Genomic DNA, 22,007 nt, shown 5'->3' with positions numbered 1-22,007 from the left:
CCAGTCTATTGAGTCCTATTTTATATATTTGTTTGCCTGTTCTGAATGAATATGAAAATCTCCCTGATTTATTAAAATCTTTCAGATTACAAAGTTATCAGAACTTTAAGCTTATTGTTTGTGTGAACCAAGCTGATGAATGGTGGAAACATGATGAGAAACTTGAGATTTGCCATGATAATGCCAATAGTATAAAGTTTTTAGAGGAGTCTAGTGATTTAGATATTCATATTATTGATAGAAGCTCTATTGGAAAAGGTTGGATTGGTAAAAAGAAGGGAGTGGGTTGGGCAAGAAAGTTAAGTATGGACTACGCTTCTGAGCTTGGGGAAAAGAAAGATATTATTCTTTCTGTAGATGCCGATACTTATTATCCTCCGGACTATTTTGAGTCCATTATTTCTATTTTCAGTAATGATAAATCATTTTCTGCACATAGTAATCCTTATTTCCATCGTTTGACTGGTAAGCAAGAAGAGGATAGCGCAATATTAAGATATGAGCTCTATATGAGAGTGTATGCCATTAATATGTTGCTCATATCAAATCCTTATGCCTTTAGTGCTATTGGTTCAGGAATGGCTTCTTCAATTGAGAATTATACTAAGATTGGTGGAATCAGTCCCAAAGCCAGTGGTGAAGATTTTTATTTTTTACAACATATGAGAAAGATGGCTCCTCTTCATCAATATAATGAGGTGAAGGTATACCCACAAGCTCGTTTTTCTGATCGTGTGAATTTTGGCACAGGTCCTGCAATGATAAAAGGGAATAGTGGTGATTGGTCGAGTTATCCTTTTTACCCTCCTCCATTATTTCAACAAATCAAGCAGAGTTATAATGTTTTTTCTAAACTCTTTTTAAAAGATATTGATTTTCCGATGTCCGAGTTTTTAAAGAAACAATTGAAAAAAGAGGATCTATGGTCGCCACTGAGAAAAAACAATAAAAAAGAAGAAAAATTCATTCGTGCCTGTGAAGAATTGGTAGACGGATTACGTATTCTCCAGTACCTCAAAGAAAAGCACACTTCTTATTCAAAAGGAGATCTTGAAGATTTACGTTTAAACTTGAAATGGTTTGCGGAAAACGATGAAGAATTTGCTTCCTTTTATCTCGATTTTTCAAATACTGATACCCCTCTAAATAAGGAGAATATGATTATTTTGAGAGAGGAATTGACGAAATTAGAATATAAATACCGCAGGATACAATCTTTGTCTTAAATTTGCACTTTTAATTCATTTATGATAACAATATTAGGACCCACAGCCACCGGAAAAACTAGCTTTGCTGTTTATGTGGCCGCTCAATTAAATGGAGAAATCATCTCCGCAGATTCCCGTCAAGTGTACCAAGGAATGGACATAGGAACAGGGAAAGATCTTAGTGAATATGAATACCAAGGTCGACAAATTCCTCATCATTTGATTGATATCGTTGAGGCAGGATATGAGTATAGTGTTTTTGAGTTTCAAAGAGACTTTTTAAAGGCTTATGAGCAAATAGAGCAAAATGGAACTTTCCCTATTCTCTGTGGTGGTACAGGAATGTATATAGAATCTGTGCTCAAAGGCTATAAACTGATTAATGTTCCAGAGAATGAATTATTAAGAGAGGACTTAGAGTTAAAATCCGATTTAGAACTAGAAGAAATTCTGGAGAACTTCAAAGCATTACATAATACCACGGATGTTTCTGATCGCGATAGATTATTAAGAGCCATTGAGATTCAAACTTATTATGACGAAAATCCTGATCTAGATACCAGCTTCCCTGAGATCAATACGATTATTCTTGGTTTAGATTTTGATAGGAGAGTAGTAAGGTCAAGAATTACAGATCGGTTAGAGGAGCGTCTAAAAGGCGGAATGATTGATGAGGTAGAAGATTTGCTAGCACAAGGAGTGAGTGCAGAAAAGCTGAAGTTCTATGGTTTAGAATATCGTTTCGTTACGCAGTATTTAAGCGATGAAATCAGCTACGATGAAATGTCTCGTAGACTAAATACAGCTATTCATCAATTCGCAAAAAGACAAATGACCTGGTTCCGAAGAATGGAAAAACAAGGCTTTGAAATTCATTGGCTTAATGGAAACCTGACCCACGAACAAAAGATGATGGAGTTGATGCCTTTGTTGAGGTAATTGAAAACATCGATTGAAACGTCTGAATAGTTTTATGTGAGAAAAAGTTAGATTTACTTTCACACCTCGCTGTTGCTATGTGGCTTCAATGCTCTCCCTGTGGTCGATGTGCTCGCTGTTGGGAATCTGTTTAATATGAGGAATACCTAAGGCAAATTAATAGCATTTTTCAAATAAGAACTAATGCTATATATAATCAGGTAGTTGATTATGCTTCTGAATATGCTTTAGTAGTTGAACAAGTGAAGGGCGAATTTCGATTCCATCAGATTTGGCTGTCTGGAGCTCTTTGAGGATAATATCTTTTAATTGATAGGTGAATAAAATAGAGATATAGATATTCAATACAATTTCTTTGTCTATTTCAATATACTTAGCCTTGAATTCCTCAATAGCTGTTTCGTATTCGGATAACTGGAGGGATAATCTAAATATTAATACAGAATAATTGTTCAAGGTGTCAATTTTTTCAAAATCACTATTCCTCCAAGATGTTTTCTTGGTTTTATTCTTATTTGTACTATCCCATAGCTTTTTGGTTCTTTCTATGGCTACTTCTTTCATGTTTGGTGTTTGACAATAATTGATAAATGTTTCCATTAATCCACTATATAAAGTATAGCGGCTTAGTTCATTATTGAAAATTAGCTTAATTCCCTTGTCAATAAATTCCTTATAATCCATGCTATCACGATGATATTTGATCATTTGATCAAAAAACTCAATTTGACTAATGCCAACAGATTCAAAAGGGTCGTAGGCTGTAAAAGTTTGATAGGCACAAGCATAGCATAGGGTTTCATACAACACTTGCAATTCTTCTGCACATCTACGTCGTGAATTCCCATTTTGTGCAGCTAGGTTTATTTCCTTTACTAATCTCTTGACCAAAAACCGCCATTTTGAACGGTCCTTTTTAGGAACATGAGAATTGGGATACAGATAGTTTTGGTTAATGGCATTATTATGAAATAATTTGACTTCACCTGATATTTCCTCAATGGTTCTGATGGCTTTATTTGCCTTAGATACTTTCTTTTCTTTAACTGGTTTTGTTATCAGTTCATCTATTTGGTTATCCTCTTTTTTATTCTTCGGAATGAGTTTGTACAACTCTGCTACAAGGAATTCCAAATCTTTTTTTTGGTGACCTTTTACAATGGTTCTTAGCTCTGCAATTTTCATTTCAATATCTCTTCACTATCAATAAATATCCTCAAAATCTTCCTGGGCTTCTTTTAAATTAAACTCTTTGGCATCCCATTCTTCACCGTCTTCTAAGCCAAGCCATTCTTTATATTCTTCATATTCAGGGTGGCTTTTGTCACTAAGGGTTTCTTTCAATTGTTCATAGCCCCAAATTCCACCGCAATCTTCCGGAGGACATTTTCCTTTTCCTGCTAAGCATACCGGTTTTTCTGAGGCTTCTTCTATGATTTTCTCAAGGGTGATTTTATGAATCCAGTCATCGCCAAAATCGTAGATATAGGTGTATTTTTGCCCTTCTTCTACAAAGATTTCTGATAGTATAGTTTCTTCGGCATCTATTGGATCGTCAAAATCAGAGAAGCTAAAATCTTCAATTACTTCCTTAATTTCTTGTATCACTGGATAGGAGCCATAACCTGTTGGAGAAAAGCTATACATATGATAAGATTCCCAACCAAAAGCATATTGGATGATTTCGTGCATATCCTCAAAAGTATAATAACTAGGTATCTTTACTCTCCGCCAAACAGGAGGTTTCGTTATTCCTTGAATTTGAATTTTAAATTGAAAGGTTTTACTTTCTTTGATGTCTTTTTCTGAATAAGGGCTTCTTTCCTCATCAAGGTCGGAATCCTCTTCGAAGTCATGATTTAAGTCATTGAAATCAGAATTAGCAATTTCGAAATTTCCAATGCCCACGCTTTTTGTTAATTGAGCTATTATTTGGAGGACTTGAAGGTCAGTTTCATAAGGTCCACGGATATAAAAAGGTTTCCCGTGACGACCACATTCAATGTCAAGCAATTCAATATCATCAGTGTCCTCTTCAAGGATGTATTCTGCTATTCTAAAGTCTTTATGAGGCTCGAATCCTAGATCTTGAGCATATTCTTCTCCAGCAAATATAATATTATGAACTAGGTTATATTCAACAAGTTCCATTGGCATATTATCCTTCATCTTATTTAAAAGCTCTTGATATTCTCTAATATCCATATTAAAGAAGTACATAGCATCTTTAATGCCTAAGCATTTTAAATCGACTAAATACATACCGACCGTAAAATGGCCATTGCTATGAATTCGTGCAACTAATGTCTGAGCCAGACCTTCATCTTTCCACAAAGAATTAATCCAACATTCTTGAATAGGTAATGCTCTAGCTTTTTGCTTGATATAGTTTTCAGGGGATAGCATTTGAATGACTTTCCCTTTATTTTTTTTTCTTTTTGCCATAGGAGATGTTTTCGAAATGCTAAATTAAAAGAATCTTAGAAACTTGACTAGAAAATACCTTGTTAATTTGTAAGAAATAATATGTTTGATTTTTCCTGATTGTCCCAAGCCCAAGGGAAGTGAGGGAAAAGGTTTAGCAAAACTATTAGATTGAAAAATAGGTATTCTAAAATAATTTGATTTAGACTGATTCGTAAGGAATATTTTAATGCAGTATGAGCTTATGCAACAAGGAGCTGTCCAAAAAGTGATATTAAGCCTTAATGATTGAATTTCAGGATTGCCCCATTTCCTAAAGGGAGCCTGAAATTCAATGACTTCTCCCTTCTGGGTCGGGGCAAAAAAGTCATTGAATTCCTAATGCAGTACCTTTTTGGACAGCCTCTTGTTTAAAATTGACTAGTCAAATGTCTATCGATTTATTGGATTATAATTCTACATAAACTGATAAAGCTCAGCTAAACACAAGTTCAAATCTCTCTCCATTTCTAATAAATTATTCTGACTGGTATAATAAATAGACAACTCCAGCATATAATCGATAAGGGTGATTTGTCCTTTATCTAGAGCTTTCTTTAGTAATTGAGAATGCTCATATTTGCTTAATTGAACACGATAATCCTCGGTATTCAATTGCAAGCTTTTAGCCTTTTCATATAAACTCATCAGGTGATTATAGAAAACGATTTTATTATCCACAGCATAGCTTTGCATAGCATCGGTATTGGCTTTGGCGTATTTTACCGTGTTTTTATTTTCCCACAGTGGAATAGATACCCCCACAATTAAGCCTTGGAATTGTTGTCCACCCGCTTTTTCACTCATATAACCTGCATTGAGTTTGGGTAAGCTCATGGCTTTACTCAGTTTTTCTTGTCTTTGACTCAATTCTACTTCTTGTTTAAACCAATTCAGCAATGGATTATTAGATTCCGCTACTAAATACCATTGTTCAAAGTCAGAGGGTAAACTCACCAGCTCGTAAGACGAATTTTCGAAGACGATTTCTTTTCCTCCATTAAGACTCCTCAGTTCTGCCAATAAGCTTTCTTTTTCAATCTTTACAGATTCCGATTCTTTTTGAAGGTTTAATAAACTCAACTGTGATTTGTTATACTCAAGCACATTGCATTCGCCTACTTTAAATTTAGCTTGATAAGAGGAAGCAATACTTTGCGCATGCTTTAGTCTTTCTGCTAATTGTTCTTGTTGAGCATTATGAAAAACCAGTTGAAAAAGTATTTGCTTAGCTTGAAGAATAATGGCTTTTTGCTCTTTAATATATTTGAGTTCTATTTGTTCATTCTTCAAATCGGAAATCTTATTTTGATGTCCATACACGGTAGGGAAATCAAAAGATTGCTTGATAGAAATATCTGTTCTTTGTCCCATGCTCGTTGGGTTTCCCCATAAGTAATGAAATTCAAATTCTGGATTTTCTAAATAGATTCCGGTTCTGTTTTCTAATCTTTCTGCTTCATTAGCTTTTTTAAGTGCAGTAAGCTTGGTATTATTTTGTTCTATTTCTGCCAAAAGCCTAGCTATATCCTGAGCAAATAATGGATAAGCCAACATGAGCATCATAAAACTGATGATTATCTTTTTCATATTTTCTCCTTTTTAATGATACTTTTATCTTTTAAGCTGCTATAAATAATAGGTACCACAAAGATGTTTAATAGGGTGGATGTTAATAAGCCTCCCAAAATCACTTTTGCCATAGGGCTCTGAATTTCATTGCCCGATAAATCACCATTCATAGCCAAAGGAATAAGAGCGAGAGCAGCCGTTAATGCAGTCATCAAGATGGCATTCAATCGGTCGGTAGAACCTTTTAAAACCCTTTCATATCTTTTCATTCCTGAAGCTTGAAGCTTTTGGTAATTGGAAATTAACAGTATTCCATTTCTGGTCGCAATTCCAAATAAGGTGATAAATCCAATAATGGCTGGAATACTCAAAATACCCGAAGTAAAATAAATGGAGAATACTCCACCGATCAACGCTAAAGGTAAATTGAGGAGGATGATACCGGCTAATCTGAAGTTTTTAAATTCTTGGAATAGCAATAAGAAAATAATCAGCAAGGCGAGGGCAGAAGTAAGTAGGAGCGTACGAGAAGCTTTGGCTTCACTTTCAAACTGACCACCATATTCTAACCTATATGCTTCTGGTAAAGTGATATCTCTATCAATATTCCTTTGAATTTCTTCTACCACAGAACGAAGATCTCTTTCTGCAACGTTAGCAGAAATTACTATCTTTCTCTGTACATTCTCTCTGCTAATAGAACTAGGCCCCGAAACAGATAAAATTTCTGCAACCTGCTCCAGAGGAACTTTTTTACCATCATAAGTTTCTATTAAAGCTGATTTAATTCCATCTATACTTTGGCTATAATCTTTATTGAGTTTTAAAACCAAATCGAAGCTCATTTGTCCTTCATAGATATCCGCCATCTTCTCCCCATTAAAAGCTATGTCGACAAACTCATTAAAGTGAGCCAAACTAATGCCATAATGAGCCAGCATTTCTCTATGGGCTCTAATCTGAATTTGAGGCACTTCAATCTGTTGATCCACATTTACATCCACTAATCCTTCTATGTCAATGATGGAAGCTTTAATCTGGTTTCCGATCATGAACATTTTGTTTAAGTCGGTTCCAAACAGTTTAATGGCAATATTGGCTCTAGTGCCGGAAAGCATATGATCTATTCTATGACCAAGTGGTTGGCCCACCGTAAAGGCGATGCCTGGGATATGGGCCAGTGTTTCTCTCACATCTGCCATAAATTCTTCTTGACTTCTTTCTAATAAGTCAAAATTCACATCAATTTCAGCACTGTTTGTGGATTGTGAATGCTCGTCCAACTCTCCTCGACCTGTTCTTCTGGCTGTGCTAAATATTTCTGGAATGGCCAATAATTCAGTCTCTACTAGATTACCAATCTTATGGGTCTCCTCTAAAGAAGTACCTGGCTGATTGACAACAGATAAGGTTAATGAGCCTTCGTTAAACTCCGGAAGAAAACTTCTTCCCAATCCAGAAAATACATATAATGATATGATGAATAAAATCAGAGTAGGTATGAGAACCCACTTTTTATGGGTGAGCGACCAAGCTAAAGCACTTCCATACCTTTCGCTTAGTATTCTAACGATCCATTTTTCTTTCTTATTCTTGTCTAAGTATTTTTCATTGCTCAAAAGAAGTTTGGAGAGTAATGGCGTTAAAGTCATGGCCACAATAAGAGAGGCAAATAGGGAAATGATAAATGAAATTCCTAGAGGTTGTAGCATTCTTCCTTCCATTCCACTTAAAAAGAATAAGGGAACAAAAGCCACCATAATAATAAGGGTAGCATTAAAGATAGAAGAACGTATTTCTTTGGAAGCTTCAAAAACCACTGTAAATGAAGATTCTTGTTCTTCTTTAGGTTTGAGATGGTTTTCCCGAAGCCGTTTATAAACATTCTCCACATCAATAATAGCATCATCCACCAGAGAACCAATAGCGATTGCCATTCCCCCTAAACTCATGGTATTGATATTCAAACCTAAATATTTCATAACCAATATAGCACTCAATAATGAAATGGGGATGGCCAATAGAGATATTAATGTGGTTCTAAAACTTCCCAAGAACACAAAGAGGATGATAATAACGAATATACCGCCTTCTAATAAAGCACGTTGAACATTATTTACAGAAGTTTCTATGAAATCGGCTTGACGGAAGATTTTAGTATCTAAAATCACATCTGCTGGCATCGATTTTTGTAATTCGGCAAGATTGGACTCAATCCTTTCGGTAATTTCTAAGGTATTGGTTCCGGGTTGTTTAGAGATGGACAAGATAATAGCGCGTTCGGCATTACGAGAAGCATAACCCATTTTTACAGCAGGTGCAATTTCTACATCTGCAACATCTCTAATTCTAATGGGTTTCCCATTCTCCGATTTGATATAGGTATTGGCCAAATCATCAATATCAGAAGTTCTTCCAATTCCTCTAATGGCATATTCATTACCATATTGACGAAGAACTCCACCGGTAGAATTTTGAGAAATGCTTTGGCAAACTTCAGCTAATTCATTAAGTGAAACGCCATAGAACTTCAATTTGTCGGCATTGGCTAGAACGTGATACTGCTTAAAGTCACCGCCAATAATGGTTACTTGAGAAACGCCTCCAGTAGCTAGAATGAGTGGTTTTACATTCCATTCGGCAATGGTTCTTAAGTCCATCATAGAAGTACTATCTGCCTGCATACCAACGAAGAATATCTCACCCATCACACTGGATTGTGGGGCCAAAATAGGCTGCCCAACGCCCAGCGGCATTTGGGTAGTCACGGTAATGAGCTTTTCGCTAACGATTTGTCGGGCTTTGTAAATATCCGTACCCCAATCAAATTCTACCCAAACAAAGGAATATCCTTGTGAAGAAGCAGAGCGAACTCGTCTGACATCAGTGGCTCCATTTACTGCTGTTTCTATAGGATAGGTCACTAATCTTTCGACCTCCTCAGAAGCCATTCCATGGGCATCGGTCATTACGACAACAGTGGGTGCAGTGAGGTCGGGAAATACATCTACATCCATTTGGGTAGCTGTACGCGTTCCAATGATGAGAAGAAAAACAGAGCTAAACAGAATAATATACTTATTCTGTAGCGAGAATTTTATCAATTGATTCAACATAAGACTCTATTTTAATGTACGTGACCTGAATGAGCATCTAATCCACCAGTAGCTTGAGCCAATTTAATGAGGATGGCACCTTTGCTTACTATTCTTTCATGGGCCGAAAGCCCTTTAAGGATTTCTGTTCTTTCGCCATCGCTAGCTCCTATAAAAACCTCTCTTTTTTCGAATAACTCCGGATGGACTTGCACATAGACAAAGAAATTTCCTTGTTCTTCTAATAAGGCTGAATTAGGAACGTTCAAGTAGGACTCATTACCCTGATATTTTAGGTATAATTCTACAAAGCCTCCTGCCACAAAATCATCTGTATTGTCAATTTCTATAGATATGGGAATGAGGTAATTATTGCTGTTGGTGGTTTTTCCATAGGATAATATATGTCCATTAAGCTCCTCCAAACTATAAGTATTGTTATTATAGATGTTTTTAATATTCGCTGTATAAATTTGAGGAAGGATAGCAGCATATTTTTGCTGTACATCGGCATTTAAAATCAATCGTTGATTTTTTGTGATGGCCAATAGAGGATAACCTGCTTCTACATATTCACCATTACTCACTCTTAAATTATTGATATAACCATCGATTGGAGAGGTGATGCTTTGGCCTTGCAAGCTAAAGTTGGCTTGTAGGTTATCAAAAATGACCTTGGTGTTTTCGAATTCATTTTTGGCTTCCAATACTTCTTTTGAAGTCACAATCTTATCTTTCTCTAATTCCATTATTCTTTCAAAATTAGAAACTGCTTTTTCATAGTTATTCTTGGCTTCCACATAGCGAACGGAGGAATTATCGTTGGCTAAATCGCTTCCAGATATGACGAAAAGCTTTTGACCTTTCTTCACTTGCATTCCTTCAGTAATATGATTGGATTGCAAATCAACAATTCCATTTGATTTAGAAGAGATAATGGCTTCGCCAGCCACACATGGTTTTGTTAATGCTGTAGTTTTTATGGTTTTTCCGAAAGGCTGAATTCCTACTCTTTCAGTTCCAAAGGCTACTTTCCAAGATTGTTCTTTGGTAAAAGAAGTTGTATTAGTTGTGTTGGCTTCTGGAGCATCCCAATGCATGGCAGCATGCGCATCGGCGAATACTTTTATCTCCGGGATATACATACTGTAAACTCCATTTTTGGTTTCAATATGGAAGCTTAATATAGCATCTCCAGCTTTTTTTGCTTGAATATTGAATCGATATATTCCGGGTCTTAACATTTGGGTTTGAATATCCTGAGATATTTGTCCATTTGTGTTTATTTCTGCTTTTATACGAGCATTTTGTAGAGGAGAAAAATCATCGAGCCATGTGAAATGTGCTAAAATAGAAGAGCTTCCTTCATTGGAAAAAGGGTCTGTTTCAGCAAATAATTCAAATTCATTAGAATAAGCTGTGATTTGATATTTTACTTCATCATGGGCATGTCCACCAGAATTTGCTGTTTCAGCTGCATGATCATGAGCTGCTTCTGACTTTAGAATTAATACTTTCTCTGGATTTCTTTCTATAATTTGATTTTGAGGTTTTTGATGCTCCCCGTTTTCTCCATGCTGATGTCCGTTAATGTGATTATGATGATGCGATTCTATAGCTTGATGGGCTTGTTCTTCTGCATGTTCATGATTACATTCTTCACCCTTTTGATGTTGATGTTCACTTTTATGGTCATGCTTGTGATTTTCTTCAGCTGCATGGGTGTGTTTCTCTGCTTGGTCATGATTGCATTCTTCACCTTCTTTGTGTTGGTGCACATTTGTTTGTTCATGATCGTGTGTTACTCCAGCTACATGTTCATGTTCTGTAGTGTTATTTTGAGAGGAATTGTTTTTGCAGGCCACGAAAATAAGCATCGTTGCTACCATTAAATATATTCTATAATTCATATTATTTTGTTTAAATAAAATCATTGATAAACCATTTAAAAAAAAACAAATTTTTTAAATAATTGAAATTAAGATTGTTATGATTTAAACAAAAGAAGGAGGGCCGCGAAGACCTGCACTGTAATTTATGAAAATATGATAAAGCGAAAGCTTTAAAGGGATTTGAGATTTGAGATCTCTTTGATTGAAGTAAGTTTCTGGTAAGTTATTTAATTGAGAAGTTAGACTGAAATTAGCCAATGGTAAATGGTTTAATTCTAATATGGCAACCTCTTGTCTTGGATTGATATTGTTTGGAATGATAACTATTGAATTTAGTTCACACTGCATGTTACCATTTTCTTCATGATGTTCATGTTTTTGGTGATTATGGTTTTCGTGGCTATCACATTCATCTTCGCAAGAAGTGCTTATATAACAAAAATCACCTTCATGATAATGGTGAGGAATAGCCGCGTGAACCAATAATGTAATATTGGCTAAAAGAAGAAGTACGATGGCTAAACTCTTTTTCATTTTATAAATTTTAGCAAAAGTAATTATTCTCTTCAAAAGAAGACTTAATTTTAGGTTAAAATTGGGTCAAATATTATAAAATACAGAAATCAGGTGATCTACTTATTCAATACTTTAGCGAAAATAGATAGAATTCCAACAAATGTTAAATTGATAATGATACTAAGTATCATTAGAAAATAGAAGCTGAAGAAAAGCATAAATGAGTCTAAAAGCAACCACAGCATAAAGTCACCAATCCAAGAGGAGAAAAGGTTGAAAATAAATAAAGCCAACACAAAATAGATAAAACCACCTTGGCTTCCTTTGATATCTGATGGGCTTAATGTGATAGAAGAGCCAATGGCATAAAGGAAATAGATAAGCAATAATACTTTAAGAAAACTGGAGGATGGCCCAAATGCTAAACTCAAGTAAATAACAATATTATCCCAAGTATTGGCAAAAAGTCCAGTAAAGTTGGAGAAGCTAAAGAACGAGTCTGCTTGAATTTCATATACAGCCATTTTGGAGAACCCAAAACCAAAAAGTAGCCAGCTCATGAAGTATAAAAGGATAACTCCAAAAAGAATTGGGCCTATTCCGATAAAGAAATTACCAATTCTTTGATAGGTGCTCATGGGATTAAAAGAATGATTTACATGTCCTAGATTTCCATCTTCTGAATTGGGAGTGAATAGCGCCATGTCGGTGATTTTATGACGGAATATTTTAGCGAAAAAAGCATGGCCCAATTCATGAATAGAAGTTCCTAGCCAGGCAAATCCATATAAATATAGTTTTCTTCCCATAACTCTATAACTGAGTTTTTCATTTTTCTTGGCTACTAAATGCATGATATACGCTAATAAAAGAAGTGGACCTAATAGAATAAAAACTTGTGTAACAGTAGTTAATACCACTTGCCAAAGATAGGAGAGGATGTCGCTGATTAATGAACCCATAATGATATATTTATATGATTGATTTTCTCAAATCTGAAAATCAATTTGTTATATGTCTTTAATCATAAATATGCTACAGCCAAAGTGACCAGTATTCCCTAGAGCTTGAACGATATATTTATAGCCCGCCATTTTGTACATGCCAACTGCTTTTCCAAACTCAGGGAAACTCTCTAAGTATATTTTTTGGTATTTTAATTCTTTGGCAGAAACATGACATTGCTCCATTAATTGTTTTCCAAGGCCCAATCCTCTTGCCTCTTTATGTAAATAGAATTTCACCAACTCACAGCAATCTTTATCTAAACCTAAAGTAGGAAATATACCGCATGCTCCCATCACTTGTCCATCTATTTCACCCACAAAACAAGCGGAGCGTTTTTCTTGGAACAGACTAAATAAATCATCTGTAGTGGGATCTACATAAACAGTCCCTTCTTTTGGAGCATCAAACTCCTCAAAAACTCCTTTAATGATTTTAGAGAGTTCTGGATTATCAGATTCTTGAATTGGCCGAATATTTATTTTCATTCAAAAAAGCATTTATCGATTTACCTCTGTAAAATTACTTTTTTTCTAATACTTTCTAAATCAGATTTTAAATTAATAATATAAACGCCATTTTTCAAATCCTTTGATGGCGTCCAAATGGTAGTTTGGGTGTTTTTTAAGGGGTGGGTTTCGATTAAAACTCCTGTTGAACTATAAATCTCTATTTTCAGATTTTCGGCACTCGAAAGTGTAGTGGTGATTTGAGTTTGATGAGTAATGGGGTTGGGGGAGATAGTCAGGCTATTATTGTGATTTGCCAATTCATTTTCTCCAAGCCAAAAGGATACTTTGGACATAAATAATTGTTGTTTATTATTTCTTTCAGACTGAAAGGTAAGATAGGTAGTGTATAGATAATCTGAAGGAAGGTAGAATAATCTAGGTTTTGAGTCTATTGCCGAAGACTGAGAAATATTAAAGCAATATTGATAACCAGACCAAAGGTTATTTACAAAAATATCCGAATTTTCATTATCATTAAAAGTATATGCGAAATAATTAAACCAAATATCTTTTTTTTTCTTCTTAATTATGACATCAAATAAAACGGCATCTGGAGTTGTTTTAGTTTCGCTAAATAATTCTAAACTTTCTATTTCTTCTCCCATAACATCATAAGCATAAGGTTTCCATATTCCATTTTCAAGAGATTCCCAAAGAAATACCACTTCTTCCGTAATATCAAGTGTTAATATAGAAAGTGAAGAATTTATGCCATCAAAAAATCCGATTGACTCATGCCATTCTCCCAAAGGATAATTCCAAGTGCTTCGGTAAATATTGTTTTCATCATTTATTTCTTTTAGATAAATGATTTCAGACTCACTGATACATGGGTTTGAGCATCCTCCCTCATCAATGGTCATAATAGGATGGAAATAATAATTAGAGCTGTTTCCATCTAAATAAGTGGTTTCAATATTTCCACCTCTTTCCCAAACTAAATTCCTGCCCATTATTTTCAAGTCCTGACAACTGGTATATCCAATTTCTAAGCTTTCAGGTGCACTGAAGTTACCATCTTGAGAATATTTTGAATAATAGATATTGAATATGCCATTAGTTGTTAAATCACTCTCAAAAACTAGATAAAACAGGGTGTCGGGGTCATTTGGATAGCCTGAGAATTTAATGATCTGAGGGTTCCTAAAAGAGACATTCTCCTGATTCAAAACTTCAATAGCTTCACTCATTTCAGTGATATTCCGCATAAAAATGCTATAGCTATTCTCACTGGTTTGCTTTTCATAAAATACAAAATCTCGGTGAGTGATTCTAATCATTACTGGATTGCTATTGTTTGTTAATGAATCTGTGATTGGGATAGGTGTTGACCATTCTCCTTCTTGTGCTTTTGTATAACTGATAGATGAAACTAAAAGGATAGCGAATAGAACTATAATATAAGAGGAAATAAATTTAGTAATCATGATATATGTTTTATATGGTTTACGAAGATAGTAAAATAAATGTGAATGATATGTTAGTATTTGAATATTAGGTTAATTAGGTGATATTCCCTTGTAATTGGAAAAAAAATAGCTTAATTTTATCAAACCATTACGATCAATTATTCCTATCTACAATAATCACAATCATTAATGAACTTTACAAAAGTTATTATAAATTATATATCTGGTGATGATAGAGTAATTGACCTTAGGCATCAGCTGCTCAATATTACCCTAGCCATAGGGATTCTATTTTCGGGTTTAGCGGCACTGTCTAATTTCCTTCTCGACTTACACTGGATATCCATTGTGATGGCGCTATTAAGCTTAATAGTTTGCAGCATAGCCTATTATTTTACAAGGTTTAAGCGAAAACGATATCCTGCTATTGAAATGCTAACTCTTGGCTTTATCGTTTTTATCTTTTTGCCGGTTTTATGGTTTTCTACTGGAGGGAGCAATGGTTCTATACAATACTTTATTCCCTTAATGTTAGTGGCTATTCATGTGGTATTTACCGGAACTACCAGAGTAGTTTTAATAGCCATGTTGATAGCTTCAAGTTTAATTTCTTTGGTGGTAGGTTACCTTTATCCTCAGCTGATCATTCCTTATGTTGATGAACATGCTCAGTATATGGATATGGTTTTAGGTTTTTCATTTTCGGTAGCTGGTATTATTATTTATCTAAACATATATTATAATATGTATACTCGGGCAAATGGAAAGTTGGAGAAACAGAATATGCTTTTAATGAATAAACAAGAAGAGATTTTAGCCCAACAAAGTGAAATTGAGGAGCATAAGTTTGAGTTAGAAAGAAAGGCTCAAAGTTTACAGGAACTGAATGCTACAAAAGACCGATTCTTCTCAATTATCTCACATGATTTGAAAAATCCTTTTAATTCAATTTTAGGTGTTAGTAATGTGTTGATGGAAGCAAAACAAAAAATTGATGATCCTGAAATATTACAATATATTGATGTGTTAAATTCCTCATCTAAAAAGTCATATCAACTATTATTAAACTTATTAGAATGGGCTCGTCTTCAATCTAATGATATATCATATGTTCCTGTTAAATTGGATTTAAAAGAGCTTATTGAAGAGAATGTGAATTTAGTAGAAGCCCAGATTTTAAGCAAGGGTTTGTCAATAAAATTTGAATATAAAGAGGCGCTTAGTTATATTGTTTTGGCAGATGAGCATATGATAAATTCTACAGTGATGAATTTAATCTCAAATGCGATTAAATTTACCAAAAAAGGAATCGTCGAAATTATTCTCGAAAGCAATCAAGATGCTGTTATTATTAAGTTTATCGATCCTGGTCTAGGAATGAGCAGAAAGCATGTGGATTCACTATTTCAGATTGATAAGAATATCTCCACTCCAGGTACCAATTTTGAGCAAGGCACTGGATTGGGCTTAATACTGTGCAAAGAATTTGTAGAAAAAAACGGTGGAAATATTTCGGTAACCAGTATTCCTGATAAAGGGAGTGAATTTATCGTGCGTTTACCATCTTATTAATGAGTTTAGAATTTAAGTTTAGTTGCTCCCCAGTTTTCTTCTTTACTGATCACGCCTTTGCTATAACTCACCAATTCCATTGAAATGGGCATGATTTTAATTAAAACCATATCTGTTTCCATGTTTTGATAATAGGCTTTCCAGCCTTCTTTCCAGCGTGCTTTTTTTGTTTCCAAATCATTTACTAATTCTGCTATTCCTTGAATACTGACATACCCTGTTGAATTGACTTCAGTATAATAGATACTTACTTTTTCATTTGCTTTGATATGTTCGGCTTTTCTTGTTTTAGGATTTGTTGCCAACCAAATGATAAAGTCCTTTTCTGTGGGCAGGGTTTGCATCATTCGAGCTATTGGCTGACCATCTTGATCAATAGTAATTAATGCACAAGTGCTAGCTTGGTTGATGATTTCTAGAGCAATGTTTTTATTTTTATCCTCCTCTGAATTTGTATTTTGGGCAAGTATAGAAGTAAGGCCAATAAATGAAAACAATAGCGTAATGAGTATGCATGAGAAATTGATTTTCGTTTTCATATCTGCTTAGTTTTTTGTTTGATGCTTATTGCAAAATTAAGATTTTTGATTTAATTGTGAACTACTCATTAAAATGTAAAATCTATTCATAATTTATCATTATATTCGCTTATGCTGGTTTGGTTATCAGATAAATACTATCTTTATAAATATAAATGATAAAACGATATTATAATAGAATCAATTCAAAGCTTTCAATAAGGTATTTTATTATACCTGTATTAATGCTCGTGTTTTATCTTCTTTTCCATCTGGCATATGAAAAAAGGAAGAAGGAACAATCAATGATTTTAATACAGAACAAATAACTCTTGCTCAAACAGCAGCTCAAGGAATTACATCTTTCTTTAATGATTATCAATCGGAAATCACTTTTATTTCCGAACTTGAAAGTATAAAAGATTTTGATGCAGAAGGTAGTGCTCTTTTTAAAAGCTATTTTAACAATCGAAAAAATCTTATATCTGCTATTACTAGAGTAGACTCCAATGGAATTATCCAATATACCTTTCCCTATGATAGTTTATCAATAGGGAAAGATATTTCTTATCAAAAACATGTAGAGTTGGTTCTGAAAACACAAAAAATAGTTATTAGTGATGTGTTTCAAGCTGTTCAAGGATATCTTTGTATTGCTATGCATGTTCCCATTTTTGATAAGGCCAGATTTATAGGAAGCATTGCTATTTTAATACCAATTGATAAGTTAGGACAGCGTTATTTTCAAAAAGTAAAAATTAGAGAAACTGGCGTAATATGGCTGCTCAGTAAAGATTTGATAGAGATATATTGTCCATATAAAGAGCATTTGGGAAGATCATATCTTGAGAATTGCAATTTTGAAGATGAAGCGATAAAATTTAGCAAGGTTATAAAAAAGGATAGTTCAGGAACAATAATTAGTCATCATCAACAAGTGTTATTGAAAGAGGAAGAGGTTCAAAAGAAGCATATGGTCTTTTATAGAACTCCTATTGGGAATACATACTGGACCATTATCATTTCATATGAAGAAGAGGATATTTATTCTGAATTACATCAACTACGTAATAGGCTTATTCTCATTTTCTCAGTACTTTTCCTATTTATATTATACTTTTTTTACTCAAGCTCAAAAATAAGGGCTTTTCTAAAAGAGGAGAGAAAAAGAAAACTTGCTGAAAAAATACTACGTGAAAGTGAAGAAAAGTACCGTACCATGATTGAAACATCTAATGATTTTATTTGGATGTTAGACCTTGAAGGAAAAATTACTTTTATCAACGATCGAGCGGTAGAGCAAACGGGACTTATACGTGAGGAATGGTATGGTAATCATTTTAGCCCATTAGTATTGGCAGAAGAATTAGCTTTTTTGCAAGAAGTTGTTTTGAAGAATTTAAATGGAGAATCAGTAAATTATGAATTCAAACTAAAAACAAATCATCAAAAGCTATTAACGCTTTTGGTAAATACAGCACCTATTTTTAGTGATGATCAGATTATAGGCATGATTAGTTTTGCAAAGGATATTACGGAACATAAAAGGCAAGACAATATCAGACAAATTATTCTTAATATTTCAAATGCAGCTAACTATAGCAAAGATTTAGGCCAGTTTGTTGGTATTATTCATAAAGAGTTGAATACAAGTATAGATGCCTCAAATTTTTATCTGGCGCTATATAATAATAGCAATAATGAAATTACTATTCCTTATTTAAAAGATGAATTTGAAGATGATAAATCCTTTCTAGAAGGAAATACATTAACTCATTATGTGATTAAAACTCAATTACCATTATTAGCCAATAGTCAAAAGATAAGTCAGTTAGCTTCTGATGGTGAAATTCACCTTTTTGGTAAGACATCATTAATTTGGATGGGCGTTCCTGTAAAAATAGATAAAAAAGTAATTGGTGTAATAGCAGTTCAAAGCTATGCAAATGAATTGGCCTATGATGATTCTGATTTGGAAATGCTAGAATTTATTTCAGATCAAATAAGCATGCTGATACATAGAAAAAGAGCAGAAGAACACTTGATTAATGCCTTAATGAAGGCAGAAGAAAGTGATCGACTAAAATCCGCTTTTTTAGCTAATATGAGTCATGAAATTAGAACCCCAATGAATGGCATCTTAGGTTTTGCTAGTTTATTAAAGGAGCCTGATTTAACTAAAGTTGAACAAGAGGAATATATCAAAGTAATTAATCGGTCTGGAACTCACTTACTAGATATCATTAACGATTTAATTGATATTTCTAAGATTGAGGCAGGACAGATAGAGGTGATGATTTCTTCTTTTAATTTGAATGAGCAAATGCAATTACTCTATAGTTTCTTCAGAAAAGAAACAGAGAAGAAAGGAATGGAATTAAAGCTAAGTATTCCGCAAGAACATAAAGGCACGATCATTCAATCTGATAAAGAAAAACTATATGCTATTCTTACCAATTTAATAAAAAATGCCATTAAATACAGTGATAAAGGCATAATTGAGTTTTGGTTTCAAAGAATAACATTAATGAATAATGAATACTTTGAGTTTCATGTGAAAGACAATGGAATTGGAATTCCACTTGAAAAACAAGAACATATCTTTGATAGATTTATCCAAGCAGATGCCGATGATTCTAGAGTGAATGAAGGTTCAGGCTTGGGACTGACTATTTCAAAAGCTTATGTGGAACTACTAGGAGGAGAGATGGGCTTGCATAGTGAATTGGGCAAAGGATCAGATTTTTTCTTCATTATTCCCATATCGTAATATAATATAGAATTCAGTTTATTATCAAGATCGCTTATTCTTTATCTTACCTTGGAGACATTTTTATGAATTTATAAGAGATGGGTAACATTCCACTTGAAAATATACTAAACCCCAAAGATTCTGTATTACAATAAACATCTTCATAAATAGATTTGTCTCTTGCAACCCAATGAACAGTATAAAAACCTTTGGTAGCAGTATTGTTGAATATGGCTTTAACATCACCACTTTCCCAGTCGCTAATATTCTTAGCTCCAGATAAATAAACCACTAAAAAACCATCATTAACAGGGTTTTTGATGATACCCACTGTATATTTACCTGCTGAAAGATCCTCAAATGAAAGACGAACTCTTTCATAAATTCCCTCCATTGGGTCTAGATTTCCTTTGTTTTCAGCAAAGTATAGGTTTAGTTTTTCTCTGGTCCAAATGGTTGGGTTGGAAGGGAGCTGAAGTTGATTAGAAGCTTTGTATATCCCTTTCGATTTTACAATGCTTTTCCAGTCTTCCACAAGTTTGTTCTCCACATGTGTAAACTTTCCATATTTAAAGGTTTTATCCGAAGTAAAAGAAAAGACATCGCCATTACATGAGATAAAAGAAATGGTCATGTCTGAAACTGAGTTTTTATTGATTTCACCTCCAAACATTACCAAAGAATATTCACAATAGGATTTGATGGCAATACTGAGTTCTGTTTTTTCTTTGGAAGTAAGGGCCACATATTCAAAGCCCATTTGCTGTAAATACTTTTTTGCCAAATAATAAAAACCTGCAATTCCAGTTTTATTGTCTACTTGTTCTTGGTTAAATGGATTAAGGCCTATTTCGGCATATTTTACTCCTGAAATATACTTTTCAAATGATAGGGAAGGGTTTGAAGAAAAAGTTAATTTCTGATTTTGGCAATACCCGCTAAATATAAAAGTGCTCATCGCAATTAATAGGAGGATGGTTCTTTTCATGTTTTCTAAATTAATATTAATTAACTCAAGTTGCTACTTATCTTGCTGATTTAAAATGTTTATGGAATTGTGAAGATGTTGTGATGTTAACAAGAAAAAGAAAGTTTTTAACAAAATACGCCTGATAATCAGTTAAGTATATGTTTTTACAAAAAAATCCCCCAAATTGTTGCAGCGAAACAAATTAATCTGGAGGATATGATTAAAAAATCAACAGCAATATACACAATAATTGATGACCTACTAATAGAAATTCAGGGCAAACGCATCTAAATATTTTTAACATTTAATCTTCACATTTTCAGATAATTATCATTGCTATATGCGATAAATATCGTATATTTACCTGATATTCAAACAGATAAGTAATGGATTCAGGAATCAATATTTTATCGTATTTTTCGAAAATGGAAGATCATCGAGTAGATAGAACAAAGCGTCATTTAATAGGAGATATTATTTTCATCGCCATATCATCAGTTCTGAGTGGCGCCGAATCATGGAATGATATGGAAGATTATGGAGAACTAAAAAAAGATTGGTTAAGTAGCTTTTTAGAATTGCCCAATGGTATTCCTTCACATGATACCTTTAATAGGTTTTTCTCAGCTTTAGATACAGAAGCATTTGAGCGTTGTTTCTTATCTTGGATAAAGTCAGTTTATGTATCTACACAAGGAGAGCTAGTTAGCATAGATGGTAAGACAATGCGAGGCTCACGAAAGCAAGGTTTTAAGTCATCAACACATATTGTCAGTGCTTGGGCTGACAAGAATGAATTGATATTGGGGCAAAAAAAGTTGAAGAAAAGTCCAATGAAATAACAGCGATTCCAAAGCTTTTAAATACATTGCTATTAGAAGGCTGCATCGTTACCATCGATGCAATGGGTTGCCAAAAAGCAATTGCAAAAAAAATCATAAGTCGAAAAGCCGATTATATTTTGTCTGTCAAAGGGAATCAAAAAGAGCTCTATGAGGATGTTCAAGATAGTTTTAAAATGCTACCATCTATAGATACATCAGAAGAACTTGACTATGGTCATGGAAGAATTGAAACAAGAAAATGTTCCGTGATTACAGATTTAAGCTTAGTTGAAAATACTACTAATTGGAAAGGATTAACATCTATTGTTAAGATAGAACGTAACCGGTATTTTAAGGTAACTTCAAAACAAGAAACCGATATTAGCTATTACATTAGTTCTCTTGATAATGCTGAAGTTATCGCTAATGGCATCCGAAAGCATTGGGGAATTGAAAATAAAGTCCACTGGGTTCTTGATGTCGCATTTAATGAGGATCTTAGTAGGAAAAGGCAAGGAAATGCTGCGCAAAACTATTCAACTCTTAATAGAATTGCCCTTAACCTACTCAAAAAAGATGATTCCAAAGTAGGCATCAAAAGCCGTAGAAAAAAAGCTGGTTGGAGTAATGAATACCTTCTAAAACTTCTTAGCTATCAAAATTAGATGCGTTTGCCCTGAATAGAAATTGAGCATTAAAGAACCTAAAAACAGGCGAGTAATTGATTCTGAGATTATCACAACAGCCTTGATATCAGCAC

The 22,007-nt window shown here is 34.0% G+C and carries 15 protein-coding genes and 1 pseudogene; 5 read left to right on the top strand and 11 right to left on the bottom strand.

Annotation, left to right across the window (positions count from 1 at the left end):
• The first annotated feature begins 8 nt into the window (after positions 1-8).
• Positions 9-1,226, top strand: a complete 1,218-nt coding sequence (locus HNS38_RS06670) for a glycosyltransferase family A protein (RefSeq protein WP_172346178.1) — start codon at positions 9-11, stop codon at positions 1,224-1,226.
• A 21-nt stretch (positions 1,227-1,247) separates the two neighbouring features.
• A complete protein-coding gene (gene miaA / locus HNS38_RS06665) occupies positions 1,248-2,147 on the top strand; it encodes a tRNA (adenosine(37)-N6)-dimethylallyltransferase MiaA (RefSeq protein WP_172346177.1) in 900 nt (299 codons plus the stop codon).
• Between the two features lie 186 nt (positions 2,148-2,333).
• Here the strand turns inward: miaA and HNS38_RS06660 are convergent, their stop codons facing one another.
• From HNS38_RS06660 to HNS38_RS06620, 9 genes are all read right to left on the bottom strand, one after another.
• Entirely contained in the window at positions 2,334-3,332 is a 999-nt protein-coding gene (locus tag HNS38_RS06660) for a hypothetical protein (RefSeq protein ID WP_172346176.1), read from the bottom strand.
• An 18-nt stretch (positions 3,333-3,350) separates the two neighbouring features.
• The gene (locus tag HNS38_RS06655; protein ID WP_253939363.1) at positions 3,351-4,592 is read right to left on the bottom strand and encodes a plasmid pRiA4b ORF-3 family protein; all 1,242 of its coding nucleotides are present in this window, start codon (positions 4,590-4,592) and stop codon (positions 3,351-3,353) included.
• A 435-nt stretch (positions 4,593-5,027) separates the two neighbouring features.
• Complete coding sequence (locus HNS38_RS06650) at positions 5,028-6,200, bottom strand: TolC family protein (protein WP_172282613.1); 1,173 nt, start codon at positions 6,198-6,200, stop codon at positions 5,028-5,030.
• Complete coding sequence (locus HNS38_RS06645; RefSeq protein ID WP_172282615.1) at positions 6,197-9,298, bottom strand: efflux RND transporter permease subunit; 3,102 nt, start codon at positions 9,296-9,298, stop codon at positions 6,197-6,199. The genes HNS38_RS06650 and HNS38_RS06645 overlap by 4 nt, the downstream gene beginning before the upstream one ends.
• An 11-nt stretch (positions 9,299-9,309) precedes the next feature.
• On the bottom strand, positions 9,310-11,187 hold the full coding sequence (locus HNS38_RS06640; RefSeq protein WP_172346175.1) for an efflux RND transporter periplasmic adaptor subunit: 1,878 nt from the start codon (positions 11,185-11,187) through the stop codon (positions 9,310-9,312).
• Between the two features lie 84 nt (positions 11,188-11,271).
• A complete protein-coding gene (locus tag HNS38_RS06635; RefSeq protein ID WP_172282621.1) occupies positions 11,272-11,703 on the bottom strand; it encodes a DUF6769 family protein in 432 nt (143 codons plus the stop codon).
• A gap of 98 nt (positions 11,704-11,801) precedes the next feature.
• Entirely contained in the window at positions 11,802-12,647 is an 846-nt protein-coding gene (locus tag HNS38_RS06630) for a hypothetical protein (RefSeq protein ID WP_172346174.1), read from the bottom strand.
• 48 nt (positions 12,648-12,695) lie between these two features.
• Positions 12,696-13,178: a GNAT family N-acetyltransferase gene (locus HNS38_RS06625; protein WP_172282626.1), complete on the bottom strand. Its 483-nt coding sequence runs from the start codon at positions 13,176-13,178 to the stop codon at positions 12,696-12,698.
• A gap of 20 nt (positions 13,179-13,198) precedes the next feature.
• Positions 13,199-14,629: a T9SS type A sorting domain-containing protein gene (locus tag HNS38_RS06620; protein ID WP_172346173.1), complete on the bottom strand. Its 1,431-nt coding sequence runs from the start codon at positions 14,627-14,629 to the stop codon at positions 13,199-13,201.
• 171 nt (positions 14,630-14,800) lie between these two features.
• Between HNS38_RS06620 and HNS38_RS06615 the strand changes: the two genes are divergently transcribed.
• On the top strand, positions 14,801-16,183 hold the full coding sequence (locus tag HNS38_RS06615; protein WP_172282631.1) for an ATP-binding protein: 1,383 nt from the start codon (positions 14,801-14,803) through the stop codon (positions 16,181-16,183).
• 5 nt (positions 16,184-16,188) lie between these two features.
• Here the strand turns inward: HNS38_RS06615 and HNS38_RS06610 are convergent, their stop codons facing one another.
• On the bottom strand, positions 16,189-16,722 hold the full coding sequence (locus HNS38_RS06610) for a pyridoxamine 5'-phosphate oxidase family protein (RefSeq protein ID WP_172282633.1): 534 nt from the start codon (positions 16,720-16,722) through the stop codon (positions 16,189-16,191).
• A 280-nt stretch (positions 16,723-17,002) separates the two neighbouring features.
• Between HNS38_RS06610 and HNS38_RS21070 the strand changes: the two genes are divergently transcribed.
• Complete coding sequence (locus HNS38_RS21070) at positions 17,003-19,471, top strand: ATP-binding protein (RefSeq protein WP_371823813.1); 2,469 nt, start codon at positions 17,003-17,005, stop codon at positions 19,469-19,471.
• A gap of 46 nt (positions 19,472-19,517) precedes the next feature.
• Here HNS38_RS21070 and HNS38_RS06600 read toward each other — a convergent pair whose 3' ends face one another.
• On the bottom strand, positions 19,518-20,441 hold the full coding sequence (locus HNS38_RS06600) for a hypothetical protein (RefSeq protein ID WP_172282638.1): 924 nt from the start codon (positions 20,439-20,441) through the stop codon (positions 19,518-19,520).
• Positions 20,442-20,809: 368 nt separating this feature from the next.
• Here HNS38_RS06600 and HNS38_RS06595 point away from each other — a divergent pair.
• A pseudogene (locus HNS38_RS06595) lies at positions 20,810-21,912 on the top strand (ISAs1 family transposase).
• The last annotated feature ends 95 nt before the right edge of the window (positions 21,913-22,007 follow it).

Origin of the sequence: Lentimicrobium sp. L6 (assembly GCF_013166655.1) — a bacterium.
Taxonomy (GTDB): domain Bacteria; phylum Bacteroidota; class Bacteroidia; order Bacteroidales; family UBA12170; genus UBA12170.
The sequence above is the reverse complement of the archived record's forward strand: the minus strand, read 5'-3'. Positions and strand labels throughout refer to the sequence as shown.